The sequence below is a fragment of the Mesorhizobium sp. C268A genome, from assembly GCF_040324475.1.
Taxonomy (GTDB): domain Bacteria; phylum Pseudomonadota; class Alphaproteobacteria; order Rhizobiales; family Rhizobiaceae; genus Mesorhizobium.
In genome coordinates this window covers 1,560,516-1,574,280 of the sequence record NZ_JAMYVX010000001.1, presented here as the reverse complement: position 1 = coordinate 1,574,280, position 13,765 = coordinate 1,560,516, and the positions used below count along the sequence as shown (strand labels likewise).

6 protein-coding genes and 1 pseudogene are annotated in these 13,765 nt (G+C 64.1%); 2 read left to right on the top strand and 5 right to left on the bottom strand.

Annotated features, from left to right (window positions below):
• The first annotated feature begins 150 nt into the window (after nt 1-150).
• Together NKL06_RS07855 and NKL06_RS07850 are read left to right on the top strand one after the other, a co-directional pair.
• Nucleotides 151-3,288, top strand: coding sequence for an efflux RND transporter permease subunit (locus tag NKL06_RS07855; protein ID WP_023692165.1), 3,138 nt, complete (start codon nt 151-153; stop codon nt 3,286-3,288).
• Nucleotides 3,289-3,320: 32 nt separating this feature from the next.
• Nucleotides 3,321-4,900 (top strand): annotated as a pseudogene (locus NKL06_RS07850) (LLM class flavin-dependent oxidoreductase).
• A gap of 62 nt (nt 4,901-4,962) precedes the next feature.
• Here the strand turns inward: NKL06_RS07850 and NKL06_RS07845 are convergent.
• The 5 genes from NKL06_RS07845 to NKL06_RS07825 form a co-directional block, all read right to left on the bottom strand.
• Nucleotides 4,963-6,672: a trimethylamine N-oxide permease gene (locus tag NKL06_RS07845; protein WP_023692164.1), complete on the bottom strand. Its 1,710-nt coding sequence runs from the start codon at nt 6,670-6,672 to the stop codon at nt 4,963-4,965.
• A gap of 306 nt (nt 6,673-6,978) precedes the next feature.
• Nucleotides 6,979-9,348, bottom strand: a complete 2,370-nt coding sequence (locus NKL06_RS07840) for a trimethylamine N-oxide demethylase (RefSeq protein ID WP_023692163.1) — start codon at nt 9,346-9,348, stop codon at nt 6,979-6,981.
• Between the two features lie 350 nt (nt 9,349-9,698).
• A complete protein-coding gene (locus NKL06_RS07835) occupies nt 9,699-10,316 on the bottom strand; it encodes a sarcosine oxidase subunit gamma (protein ID WP_023692162.1) in 618 nt (205 codons plus the stop codon).
• Nucleotides 10,309-13,302: a sarcosine oxidase subunit alpha gene (locus NKL06_RS07830; RefSeq protein WP_023807519.1), complete on the bottom strand. Its 2,994-nt coding sequence runs from the start codon at nt 13,300-13,302 to the stop codon at nt 10,309-10,311. Before NKL06_RS07830 ends, NKL06_RS07835 begins: the two co-directional genes overlap by 8 nt.
• Nucleotides 13,303-13,483: 181 nt before the next feature.
• Nucleotides 13,484-13,759: a sarcosine oxidase subunit delta gene (locus tag NKL06_RS07825; RefSeq protein WP_023692160.1), complete on the bottom strand. Its 276-nt coding sequence runs from the start codon at nt 13,757-13,759 to the stop codon at nt 13,484-13,486.
• Nucleotides 13,760-13,765: the final 6 nt, after the last annotated feature.

Below are 13,765 nucleotides of genomic sequence, written 5' to 3'. Positions count from 1 at the left end.
AAGATCGAGTTCCCCCGCATCGATCCGCGCGTCCCACCGCGATGAGTGTCTCTCCCCTCGGAAAGCCTCGCCGCCCGGAAGCCAGCATCGGAATATCCTAGCTGCATGCAAAGCGCATGCGCGCACGATCAACGAATTGGACTGACGCCGATGACCACCACCGACAGCACTGAAAAGCAGCCTTTCAATCTTTCGCGCTGGGCCATCGGCCATCCCTCGATCGCGCGCTTCCTGTTCGGTCTGATCATCATTGCCGGCGCGCTCGGCCTGATGCGCATGGGCCAGAAGGAAGACCCCGATTTCACTTTCCGCGTCATGGTCGTCCAGGCGATCTGGCCGGGCTCCTCGATCCAGGAGATGGAAGACCAGGTCGTCAACAAGATCGAGCGCAAGCTGCAGGAAACGCCGCACCTCGACTTCGTCCGTTCCTACACCCGCGCCGGCAGCGCCATCATCACCGTCCAGATCAAGGGCGACACCAATGCAGAGGAGGTGAAGGACGCCTTCTACCAGGTGCGCAAGAAGGTTGGCGACATCTCCGGCGACCTGCCGCAAGGCCTGCTCGGGCCCTATTTCAACGACGAGTTCGGCGACACTTTCATCACCCTGCACTCGATCGGCGGCGACGGCTACAGCTATCCGGAGCTGAAGAAATTCGCCACCCAGGCTCGCGACATGCTGCTGACGACGCCGGGCGTCGAGAAGGCCGTCATCATCGGCGACCAGCCGGAGAAGCTTTATATCGACGTCTCGTCCAAGGCCCTGGCCGAACGCGACCTGACGCTGACCGACCTGCAGAACGCCATCAAGGGCCAGAACAATGTCGATCCGGCGGGCTCCGTCGACACCGGGCTGCGCTCGGTGCGCATCTCGGTCGAGGGCGATGTCACCAGGGCTGCCGACATCAGGGAATTGCGCCTGCGCGCCGGTGGTCAGGTGACACGTCTTGGCGATATTGCCACCGTGAGTTCCGGTCTCGAAGATCCCTATCAGCGCAAGTACCGCTTCAACGGCCACGAAAGCGTCCAGGTCGGCGTCGTCATGGCCAAGGGTTTCAACGTCAGGGACGTCGGCACGGATGTCGAGGCGACCTACAAGCGCTTCGAGGAAGCGCTGCCCTACGGCGTTGCGGTCGACCAGATCTCCAACCAGCCCGAGGTTGTCAAGGACGCCGTCAACGAGTTCATGGAGGCGCTCGGCGAGGCGCTGCTGATCGTGCTTGCTGTCTCGCTGCTGTCGATCGGCTGGCGTTCCGGCCTGGTCATCGCCATTGCCATTCCGCTGGTGCTGGCCGCCACCTTCGCCATCATGTACGAGCTCGGCATCGATCTGCAGCGCATTTCGCTCGGCGCCCTGATCATCGCGCTCGGGCTGTTGGTCGACGACGCCATGATCGTCGTCGAGATGATGGAGCGCAAGCTGGAGGAGGGGCTGGTCAAGATCGAGGCGGCGAGCTTCGCCTATTCGTCGACCGCCTTCCCGATGCTGAGCGGCACGCTGATCACCATCGCCGGCTTCATCCCGGTCGGCTTCGCCGCCTCGACCGCAGGCGAATATGTGCGCACGCTGTTCTATGTCGTCGGCATCGCGCTCGTCGTGTCGTGGTTCGTCGCCGTCTATTTCACGCCGTGGCTGGGCTACATGATCCTCAAGCAGCGCAAGCATGCCGGCAACCATCATGACGCCTTCGACACCGGCTTCTACCGGCGGCTGCGCGCCACGGTCGGCTGGGCGGTGCGCCACCGCATCATCGTTCTGGTGATGACGCTGGTCACCTTCGCCACCAGCCTGTGGGCGTTCCAGTTCATCCCACAAAACTTCTTCCCGCAATCCTCGCGGCCGGAAATCCTCGTCGATCTCTGGTTGCCTGAGGGAACCTCGATCAAGGAAGTCGAGACGCAGGCCAAGGCGCTGGAAGCCCGGATGATGGACGACAAGGACAAGCGCTTCATCGCCACCTATATCGGCGAAGGCGCGCCGCGCTTCTTCCTGCCGCTCGACCAGCAATTGCGCAATCCGAACTATGCGCAGCTTCTGGTGATGGCCAATGACGAACCGGCGCGCGAGCGGCTGATCCTCAAGCTGCGCTCATTCTTGGCGCAGGATTTCCCCTCGATCCGTTCCAAGGTCGACCGTCTGTTCCTCGGCCCGCCAACCGGCTGGCCGGTGCAGATGCGCATCATGGGTCCGGACCGCCAGGAGGTGCGCCGCATCGCCGACCAGGTGAAGGCGAAATTCGCCGAAAATCCGCTGCTCGGCGCCGTCCATGACGACTGGCTGGAGCCGGTACCGGCGATGAAGCTGGTCATCGACCAGGACCGCGCGCGAGCGCTTGGCGTCACCTCGCAACGCATCCGCCAGATGCTGCAGGCAGCGATGTCCGGCGCGCCGCTCGATGACTTCCGTGATGGCGAGGAGACGGTTTCCATCGTCGCCCGCGAACCGGACGCCAGCCGCAGCCTGCTGTCCTCGGTCGACTCGGTCTATATCCCGACCGATTTCGGCGGCTTCGTGCCGCTGTCGCAGGTGGCCAAGGTGGTGCCGGTGCTCGAGCAGGGCGTCGAATGGCGGCGCGACCGCCTGCCGACCATCTCGGTGCGCGCCACGCTGCCGGATGGCGTGCAGTCGAACGACGTCGTCACCAAGCTCTACAATGACATGCAGGGCATGCGCGCCGGCCTGGCGCCCGGCTACAAGATCGAGATCCAGGGCGGTGCGGAAGATTCCGCCGAAAGCCAGGCCTCGATTGCCGCCAAGGCGCCGATCATGCTGGCCGTCATCGTCGTGCTCCTGATGATCCAGCTGCAGCATTTCGGCAAGGCGATGCTCGTGCTGGCCACCGGTCCGCTCGGCATCATCGGTGCGGCGGCGGCTCTGTTGATCAGCGGCGCGCCGTTCGGCTTCGTCGCCATCCTTGGTGTCATCGCGCTGCTCGGAATCATCATGCGCAACTCGATCATCCTGGTCGACCAGATCGATCAGGACATCGCCAGGGGGATGGACCGATCGGAGGCCATCATCGGCTCGGCCGTGCGCCGTTTCCGGCCGATCGTGCTGACGGCGATGACGGCGGTGCTGGCGCTGATCCCGATCTCGCGTGCGGTGTTCTGGGGACCGCTCGCCTACGCCATGATGGGCGGCATCCTCGTCGCCACCGTACTCACCATCCTGGTGCTGCCGGCAGGCTATGCGCTGTTCTTCGGCCGCGAGCCGAAGCAAGGCAAGAAGCCAGCTGATGAGGCGGTGCAGGACAATGACAGGCCGCCACTGGCGCTGGCCGCCGAGTAGGCGCTGCTGGGGCACAGGATCTTCCTTGGAAAATGCTGGAACGCCGTACGCTTGACGTGCGGCGTTCTGGCTTTCTCCTTGCCGGTGGCACCGAGCACCCAGGCAAGTATCTCAACACCAGGCGGGTTCATCAAAATAGGTTGAACGGCCACCTGTATGAAAATGCTTCGCGGCGCCGGTTTTGCAAAACAGAATTCCTTTCCAGGACAACAAAGCCGTCCGATCCTGCTTACATATCGGAGCGGCAACGCTCGTTCGCATCAGGTGATCATCCCATGGCAGACAACAAGCAATTGCGGCTCGGCGCCTTCATGCGTCCGGTCAGTCTTCACACCGGGGCCTGGCGCTATCCCGGCTCATATCCCGATGCCAACTTCAACTTCGCCCATCTGAAGCGCTTTGCGCAGACGCTTGAGGCGGCGAAGTTCGACGCCTTCTTCATGGCCGACCATCTGGCCGTTCTCAACATGCCGATCGAGGCGCTACGGCGCAGCCACACGGTGACCTCGTTCGAGCCGTTCACGCTGCTGTCGGCGCTCGCCGCCGTCACTGATCATATCGGCCTTGTCGCCACCGCATCGACGACCTTCGACGCGCCCTATCACATTGCCCGTCGCTTCGCCTCGCTCGACCATATCAGCGGCGGCCGCGCCGGCTGGAACATCGTCACCACATCCAATCCCGACGCCGCGCTGAACTTCGGCCTCGACGAGCATGTCGAGCACGACGAGCGCTATCACAATGCGCGGGAATTCTACGATGTGGTGACCGGCCTCTGGGACAGCTTTGCCGACGACGCCTTCATCCTCGACGCCGAGAGCGGGCTCTATTTCGATCCCGCGAAGCTGCATGTGCTCGACCATAAGGGTGAGCATCTCTCGGTGCGCGGCCCGCTCAACATTGCGCGGCCGGTGCAGGGCTGGCCGGTCATCGTCCAGGCCGGCGCATCTGAGGCCGGGCGGCAGCTGGCAGCCGAAACGGCGGAGGTGATCTGGCGTCCGGGCAGCGCTTCTTTGCCGATGTCAAAAGCCGGGCCGAGAAGCTCGGCCGTTCGCGCGACGACATCAAGATCCTGCCCGGCGCCTTCGTCATCGTCGGCGACAGTGTCGAGGAAGCACAGGCCAAACGCGCCAAGCTCGACAGCCTGGTCTATTACGAGAGCGGCATTGCCTCGCTGTCGATCGCGCTCGGCCATGACGCGTCGGCCTTCGACCCCGACGCGCCCTTGCCCGAAATCCCCGAGACCAATGCCTCCAAGAGCGGCCGCGAGCGCGTCATCGAGCTGGCGCGCCGGGAGAATTTGACCGTCCGCCAGCTGGCGCAGCGGCTCGGCGGCTATTCCGGCCTTGCCTTCGTCGGCACGCCTAAAACCATCGCCGACGCGATGGAGGAATGGTTGCTTGCCGAGGGGTCAGACGGCTTCAACGTCATGTTCCCCTATCTGCCTGCCGGGCTCGACGACTTCGCCGAGAAGGTGGTGCCCGAGCTGCAGCGGCGAAAGCTCTTCCGGCGCGAGTATGAGGGCACCACCTTGCGCGAGAATCTCGGCCTGAAGCGTCCGCCGAACCGGTTCTTCAAAGGCTCCGAAGGGGCCATTCGCAAGGCCGGCTGACGTCCTGCCATAAAAAGAAACAGGCGCGCCGAAGCGCGCCCATTCTTTTCAAGCCATCACTTTCAGATGACGAAGTACCAGTTGGCGAGCAGCATCACCACCAGGCCGGCGACCAGCGTCAGGTAGGGCAGCATGCCTGCCTTTTTGACCGAGAGGTCTGCGCCCGTCATGCCGAGGTCGGCCAGCATGTGGTCGGGGAACTTGCCCTTGTCCTGGACGTAGTGCCGGTAGCAGAACACCGGGATGATCAAGGCGGCTGTGATCAGGCCGGCCCAGAGCGCCATCGGGTTCCACACCTTGGCGCCGGCGCCCATGAAGATGGCGTTTACATAGGCGAAGATGGCGCCGAGGCCGAGCAGCCAGCTCGGCGCCTTCCAAGGCCGGTTGATGTGGCCGTTGTCGATGCGGTGGATCCAGCCGGCATTGAGGTTGAGGAAGTTGAAGATGATGTAGCCGCAGTTCGACACGGCGAGGATGAAGAAGAAGCTCGTCGCGTCGGCCGAGGCGATGGCCAGCACGATCAGGTTGAAGACGAGATCGGTCCACATGGCGCGCGTCGGCGCGCCATGCTCGTTGACGTGGCTGAGATAGCGCGGCAGCCAGCCATCGACCGAGCCCTGGTAGAGCGTGCGCGACGAGCCGGCCATTGCCGTCATGATGCACAGCACCAGCGCCAGGATCATCAGCATCACCAAGAGGCTGTGGATCAATGCGCCACCCCCGACCATGCCGGCCAGTGCATCGGCGACACCCGAGCCGTCGACGATCGGCGTCGCCAGCATGCCGTTGAGGCCCAGCACGCCCTGGAAGGTGAAGGGCACCAGGATGAACAGAAGCATGCAGAGCAGGCCGGAATAGAAAATCGCCTTGAACGTGTCGGTGCCCGGGTTCTTGAACTCCGATGTGTAGCAGACGGCGGTCTCGAAACCATAGGTCGACCATGCTGCGATGAACATGCCGCCCAGCACCAGCGTCCAGCCAGCAATGTTCCACGAGCCGGGCTCCGGCGCGTAAGCCGCCGCCAGCGGCACCAGCGGCGAAAAGTTTGCCCAGTTGATCTGGCCGGTGACGATCGGCACGACACCGACGATCAGCATCGGGATAATGACCAGCAGGCCGATATACTTCTGCACATTGGCGGTGCCGAGAATGCCGCGATGCTGGATCGAGAAGATGATCAGCATCAGCACCGCGCCGATGAAGAAAGTGGCATTGAGGGTGAAGGAGACAGGACCCAGCGTATGGCTGAACAGCGTCCAGTTGCGGATCGCCGGCGTGGCCGCCGCGGTCACCGCGGCGATGGCGTCGGCAGGCACCGTTCCGGCATGCGCCGCGATATAGGCGACGACGTCCGGCGACGCCTCGGTGAACAGCGGCACCGGCGCCAGCGCGTTGAGAATATAGGCGGCGGCAATCGAGCAGCCCAGCGACAGCACCGGCGACCAGGCGAACCAGTTGCACCACACCGACAGCGGCGCGATGAACTTGGAATAACGCAGCCAGGCGGTGGCGCCGTAGATCGAGGCGCCGCCCGACTTGTTCGGGAACAGGCCGGCGATCTCGGCATAGGTGAAGGATTGCAGGAAGCCCATGATCATGGAAGCGATCCAGATCCCGAAGGCCAGCGTTCCCGTCGTTCCGGCAATGCCGCCGATCGAAAACAGGACAAGGGCAGGAACGCCGCTCGCCACCCAGAAGGCGCCGCGCCAGTCGATGTTGCGGAGCAGCTTGCCTTCAGCGGGCTGCTCCAGGGCAGTGGTAATCGTGCTCATCTGTCTGAATTCCCCATTTTGTGTTCCCGGCCGGTGATGCCTCGGCTTCGCGAAGCTTGTTCCCCGGTACATGACCGCACGACTCCAGTGTTTCCACTCAGTCGTATTTTTTTCTTAACAGTGAAGATTGATCCGGCGCGCTTTCACGTCAAGTGATTTGTGGCGTCGTGCACATCACGGTTGCGAAACGCTCGCTTTGTCCTTCTCCCCTTGTGGGGTGAGAAGCGGTCCGCGGTAGCGGACGGAAAGCCAATTGCTTTCGAGCTTCGAACGCCCTGAGCCTGCGAAGGGCCGGGGGTGCAACCCTCAGGATCGCGGCCTGGTCTTTTGCGGATCGTAGTGAGAGAAGGCCACCACCCGCGCCGGCAGCCGCTTGGCATGACCGTCGAGCTTGCCGATCTCCACCTCTGTGCCGATTGCCGCGTGGGTGACGTCAAGCCTCGCCAGAGCGATGTTTTTGTTCAGCACCGGCGAGCGCATGCCCGAGGTGACGACACCGATCTGGGCGCGGCCGATATGGACGCAATCCCCATGGCCGACGGCGACATTGCTGTCGATGTCGAGGCCAACGAGCTTGTGCTGCGGATGTTCCTTGCGCCTTATCAGCGCCTCGCGGCCGATGAAATCGTCGGTCTTGGCCTTCAACGGTACGGTGAAGCCAATGCCCGCCTCGAACGGGTCGGTCTGGTCGGAGAATTCGTAACCGGCGAAGATCAGCCCGGCTTCGATGCGCACCATGTCGAGTGCCTGCAGGCCCATCGGCTTCAGCCCGTGCGGCTGGCCGGCCTCCCAGATGGCATCGAACACTTTTTCGGCGTCGCGTGGGTGGCACCAGATTTCGTAGCCGAGTTCGCCGGTATAGCCGGTGCGCGACACCACGACCGGAATGCCATTGCCGCCGCCGATGCGCGCGACAGCGAAGCGGAACCATTCGAGTTCGTCGATCGACGGTTGCAGCGGCGAGGTCCAGACCACCTCTCGCAAAATGTCACGGCTCTTCGGCCCTTGGACAGCGACATTGTGCATCTGGTCGGTGGACGAGCGCACCAGCACGTTGAGGCCAAGCTTCTTTGCCGTCTCGCGCAGCCATTCGCCGGACAGGTCATCGCCGCCGACCCAGCGGAAATTGTCCTTGCCGAGCCGCAGCAGCGTGCCGTCGTCGATCATGCCGCCATGCTCGTAGCACATGGCGGAATAGACGACCTGGCCGACGCCGAGCTTCTTGACGTCGCGAGTCAGCGTGTATTGCAGCAGCGCTTCGGAATCGGGACCGGTGACCTCGAACTTGCGCAGCGGCGACAGGTCCATGATCACCGCGTCCTGCCGGCAGGCCCAGTACTCGGCGATCGGCCCCTCTTTGGCGAAAGAATTGGCCAGCCAATAACCCCGGTATTCCACGAAGTTGCGGGTGTGCTTGGCGAAGCTTGAATGGAAGGCGGTCTCGCGGGTCATTTTCGGTTCCGAATCGGGCGTCATGCGTCTGGCGATCGCTCGCGAGAATTTGTGTTGGCCGGAATAGGTTCGCACATGGATGTCGGTCGGGTTCCAGCCATTGGCCGGTGTCGTGTCGTCGGGACAGGCGGAGGAGACGCAGACGATGTCGGTGAGCGCCCTGAGCAGGACATAGTCGCCGGCGCGCGACCACGGCTCATCCGACACCATCACGCCATGGGCGTCGATCTCCGTGTTGAAGAAGAAGTTGATCGCCATCCAGCCGGCGCGGGGCGTCACGCCCTTGTCGGCCAGCGCGCGATTGAAGTTCTCCGAGCAGTTGGTGTGGCCGGGATAGCCGATGTCGTCGTAATATTTGGCGGCACACGCCAGCGCGAACGCGTCATGCCGGCCGCATGTGTCCTGGATAACCTCGACCAACGGCTCCATGTCCTGGTCGTAATATTTCGAGTGAAGGCCGGGCATCGGGTAGCTCGACCCCATCAGCGTGCGCGTCGTCGTTACGTCGAGCGGATGGTCCAGCCCCTTGTCCAGCTTGCGCGCCGAGAAGCACTGGAAATCGGTGCACTGGCGGCCGTCGACATCGATGATCTGCAGGTAGTCGCCCGCCTTGACGAAATAGGATTCGGCCGTCGCCGAATGGACGCGCAGGTCTAGCACCGGATCGGCGAGCGGATCGGCAAGCTGCGACTTCGTTTTCAGCCGGATGGTGTTGCGCCGCACGAGAACGGTGAGCGGCGTTGCCGTATCATGGCCGTCGACGAGCATCGGCCCGCCGGGTGCGGCAATCAGCATCGCGCCGTCGCGCGTGACCGTGAATGCCTGCTCGGTGCCGGCAGGCGTTGCGCCACCGAACACACGCACCGCCTTGGGCTCGTCGAGCTGCACCTGGCGGCGCTCAAGGCCACGACGGACGGAAGCCAGGCTGTCATCGCCCTCGGCCAGAAGCGCCTTGATCCCGGCGGCATTGCTGTTGGACTTTTCGCCGAGGATGGAAGGATCGGTGGCGCCGGTCCTGTCCCAGGCCAGCAACTCGCAAGCCTGCCCGCCCTCGACATTGCGCACGGTGAACGTATCGCCGGCCTCGACCTCGATCAGCACCGCGCCATTCCCCAGGATAGTATGGCGCTCCATGCCCGGCGGCAGCGCGATCTGGCCGGGCCTCAGGATGAGGCTCGGCCGCGGCGGCCCGGCTGTCACTGAAGGGTAGGGCGACTGGCTCATCTCAGCCTTGCGGTTACAGAAACAAGTTTGCCTGTGTGTAAAATTATTTTAGCAGCAAGAATAGCAGCGCGGTTGGGTTTGGCAAGGTGGAGGTGGCGATCTCGACGCGGTCGCTGCAGGTTAGACCCTTCCAATCAAACCCATCTTCCGAACGCCAGCGCCGCCCCCTCATCTGGCTGCCGCCATCTTCTCCCCGTAAACGGGCGAAGCTGTCGTCGCCGGTTTCGCCAATCGCCAACGTTGCAGGACGAGCGCCGAGGCTGCGACCAGCTTCTTTCTCCCCGTCACTATACGGGGAGAAATGCCCGGCAGGGCGATGAGGGTCGGCGCCAACACCTGAAACTATCGAGCTAAAGCTCCTCGGAATGCCCGATAGCCACACCATACTCCGCAGCCGAATCCAACATCGTGTGCCACAGACTTTCGGCAAACGTCGCAAACATCAGGAGGTTGAACACCGCCTGCCCATCCGCCTTGTCACCACCACGCCAGAGCGTGACGCTGGTGTGATCCATCGAGGTCGCGGCAGCAGCGCCAACCGGAAACGCATCGGGATGCAAATCAATCGACGACAGTTTCGCCAGCATGGCGCGCGCCTTGGGGCCGCAGATGCTGATCAGCACGCGTGCATGCGATTGGTCGGATAGCGAAGCGGAAGATGCAAAGGTCTGAGCGAGCACCTCAGTCCTGCCACCCTTCGACAGGACAAAAAAATGATCCGGTCCCGACCAGATCAGCGTCGCATCCGCGGTGCCAACCGCCTTCGGCGTTTCCGGAGCCGCGACGCCGAAACGAGCGTTCGCGGCCTTGGCCAAATCACCCGCCTTGCCGCGCCGTGCCATCACCTGGACGAGGTCGAAATTGCGGATCTCGGTCAGCGACACACCGGCATCGCCTTGCGGGCCGTAAGCGCCAGGAGCGAGCGCGCGCTCGAGCGGGCTGCGAACATCCCAGGAAAAATCAGCCACGCTGGCGCCCTCCATCGAGATCGTAGAAGACGGGATTGCAGAGTTCGACATCATAGTCTTCACCGCGCAGCGGATCATGCGCGTGGACGATCTCGCCGATGCGTTCGCGGCCGCGCTCGACAAGGCCGAGACCGATCCACTGGTCGAGCGTCGGCGAGAAGCAGACCGAGGTGACGTAGCCCTGGTCGTTATCAGGCCCGGGCGTCTGGCCCTTCGGGATGATGTGCGCGCCGGAGCGCAGGCGGCGCGCCTTGTCGACCGGCTTGATGCCGACCACGACCTGCCGGTCCGGCGCGACCAGCGCCTCGCGGCCGGCCATGACGCGACCGATGAAATCCTTCTTGGTCGACATCATCTTGCCGAGGCCGAGATCGGCGGCGGTCGTCGTGCCGCTCAGTTCCGGTCCGGCGACATGGCCCTTTTCAACGCGCATGACGCCGAGGGCTTCTGTGCCATACGGCGTCACGCCGAACGGTTTTCCCGCCAGCATCAAATTGCGTGCCATCGCTTCACCGTAACGCGCCGGCACCGAAATCTCGAACGCCATCTCGCCGGAGAAGGAGATGCGGAACAGCCGCGCCTTGATGCCGCCGCGCAAAGCGACTTCGCGCACGCCCATGAATGGAAAACCTTCGTTCGAAAGGTCCTCGGCAGGGTCGACGATTTCCTTCAACAGGTCTCGCGTCCTTGGCCCGGCAATCGAGAATTGCGCCCACTGGTCGGAGACCGAGGTGAGTTGCACGTCGAGTTCGGGGAATAGCACCTGCCGGCAGAATTCGAGATGCTGCATCACCAGCCCGGCCTTCGCCGTGGTCGTGGTGAGGAAATAATGGTCATCGGCCAGCCGCGAGGTCGTGCCGTCATCATAGACGAGGCCGTCCTCGCGCAGCATCAGCCCGTAGCGGGCTTTTCCCACGGCAAGGTTTGAGAAGGTGTTGATGTAGACGCGGTCGAGGAAGGCGCCGGCATCGGGGCCGTGCACATCGATCTTGCCCAGCGTCGACACATCGCAGAAGCCGACGCCGCCGCGCACCGCCTTGACCTCGCGGGTGACCGATTCCAGCCAGTCTTTCTCGCCGGCGCGCGGATACCATTGCGCGCGCTTCCACAGGCCGGTGTCGACAAAGATCGCGCCTTGTTCGGCCGCCCAGTGATGCGACGGCGTCAGCCGCGTCGCATGGAAATTTTCGTCGCGATGGTGGCCGGCAAAAGCGCCGATGGCGACCGGCACGTAGGGCGGGCGATAGATGGTCGTGCCCGTCTCGGGAATGGATTTGCCCGTCACCGCCGCCATGATGGCGAGGCCGGCGACGTTGGATGTCTTGCCCTGGTCGGTCGCCATGCCGAGCGTGGTGTAGCGCTTCAGATGCTCGACCGATTCAAAACCCTCGCGCTGCGCCAGCTCGATGTCGGATGCCGTGACATCGTGCTGCTGGTCGACAAAGGCTTTGCCCTTGCCGGCGACGTGCCAGAGAGGCGTCAGCGAGAAGGACTCGTCGCCGGCAACAGCTGCAGAGCCCGGATTGCCATTGCGTCCCGCGTCCCGCGCCGCTGCGGCGCCGGCCTCGAAACCTGCGCGCAGGCAGGCGCCTAGCCCGAAGCCGCCGTTAGCCGCACCTGCGGCGACCATACCGGGCGGCGCGCCGTCCGGCACGAAGGCGGCGATGTCGTCTCGCCATTTCGGCCGGCCGCGATGGTAAGAGGTGAGCCCGACCGCCGGATTCCAGCCGCCGGAAACGGCAAGCCCGTCGGCCTCGACCTCGGCGCGCGCGCCGCCGGTCAGCGACACCGCTATTTTTCTTACGCCGTCCTTGCCGCCGTCGACGCCGCTGACCGAACCATGCAGCACGGTGAAGCCGTTCCTGGAAGCGAGAGAACGATGGGCAGGCGAGACGTCAGGCCGCGCGTCGATCACCGCCGCGATCTGCAGCCCGGCGCCGAGTGCCGTCTCGACCGTGCGCCAGCCATCCTCATTGTTGGTGAACAGCGCGATCCGCTTTGCCGGCGTCGCCGCATAACGTGTGACGTAGGTGCGGATGGCGGACGCCATCATCACGCCGGGCGTGTCATTGCCGGCAAAGACGATGGGACGCTCAATCGCGCCGGCGGCGACGACGCAGCGCTTGGCCACGATGCGCCACAGGCGCTGGCGCACCTGATGCTCGGGCGGCACCGGCAGATGATCGTTGACCCGCTCGATCGCGCCATAGGTACCGCCGTCATAGACGCCGAACAGGGTCGTGCGGGTCATGATGCGGACATCCGGCATCGAGCTGAGCTCGGCCAGTGTGCGCGACAGCCACTCCGCGGCCGGCAGACCGTCGATCGTGCCGCCATCCGACAACAGACGGCCGCCGGGCGCAAAATCTTCTTCGCACAGGATGACGCGCGCACCGCTGCGGCCTGCAGCGAGTGCGGCGGCGAGACCGGCCGGACCAGAGCCGGCGATCACCACATCGCAATGCGCCCAGGCCTTGTCGTAGTGATCCGGATCGGGGGTGACCGCCGCGCGACCCAGACCCGCGGCGCGTCGGATCGCCGGCTCGTAGACCATTTCCCAGAATTTTGCCGGCCACATGAAGGTTTTGTAGTAGAAGCCGGCGACGAAGATCGGTGCGAACAGCTGGTTCACCGACATCACGTCGTGGCGCAGCGACGGCCAGCGGTTCTGGCTGGCCGCTTCGAGGCCTTCATAGAGTTCGGCCGTCGTGGCCTTGGTGTTGGCCTCGCGCCGTGCGCCGGTGCGCAGTTCGACCAGCGCGTTGGGTTCTTCCGAGCCCGCAGTCAGAATGCCGCGCGGACGATGGTATTTGAACGAGCGGCCGACCAGCTTGACGCCATTGGCGACCAGCGCCGACGCCAGCGTGTCGCCCTGGAAGCCGGAAAATGTCGTGCCGTCGAAGCGGAAGGTGAGGGGGGTGGAACGGTCGATGAGACCGCCGGATGAGAGACGATGAGAGGTCACGATGTCCAGCCTCTGATCCATATGGTGTCATGGCGAAGGATGGCGCCGCCCCTTACCCTCCCCCTTGTGGGGAGGGTCGCTGCGCAGCAGCGGGGTGGGGGTGCGGCACCGACCCCCACCCGGACCTGCGGTCCGACCTCCCCACAAGGGGGAGGTAGGGGGCTGGCGCTTTTCGCGACGGCTACGATTTCGACAGGATAGCTCATTTCGCCACCTGCCTCGCCCCGGCGCCCGCCGCCGGCTCCACCGCCGAGATCTCGTGCGTCAGCGTGTTGCGGGTGACCTTCAGCCAGGCCCGGCAGCCACCGCCGTGATACCAGTTCTCAGCCATCACGCCGGCGACATTGTCGCGCAGATAGACGTAGTCGTAGACAGCATCCTCGCCGGCACCCGCCGCCGGCCGCGCCGGCTTGGCGTCGCCGAGATAGCTGAACTCGCCGAGTTCGCGTTCGCCGCAGAAGGGACAGACAATACGCATCTCGCC

What these genes read in the sequence shown, in the direction of transcription:
- NKL06_RS07855 (WP_023692165.1), top strand. Translation starts at nt 151, where the DNA reads ATGACCACCACCGACAGCACTGAAAAGCAGCCTTTCAATCTTTCGCGC.
- NKL06_RS07845 (WP_023692164.1), bottom strand. Translation starts at nt 6,672, where the DNA reads ATGAGCACGATTACCACTGCCCTGGAGCAGCCCGCTGAAGGCAAGCTG.
- NKL06_RS07840 (WP_023692163.1), bottom strand. Translation starts at nt 9,348, where the DNA reads ATGAGCCAGTCGCCCTACCCTTCAGTGACAGCCGGGCCGCCGCGGCCG.
- NKL06_RS07830 (WP_023807519.1), bottom strand. Translation starts at nt 13,302, where the DNA reads ATGGATCAGAGGCTGGACATCGTGACCTCTCATCGTCTCTCATCCGGC.
- NKL06_RS07825 (WP_023692160.1), bottom strand. Translation starts at nt 13,759, where the DNA reads ATGCGTATTGTCTGTCCCTTCTGCGGCGAACGCGAACTCGGCGAGTTC.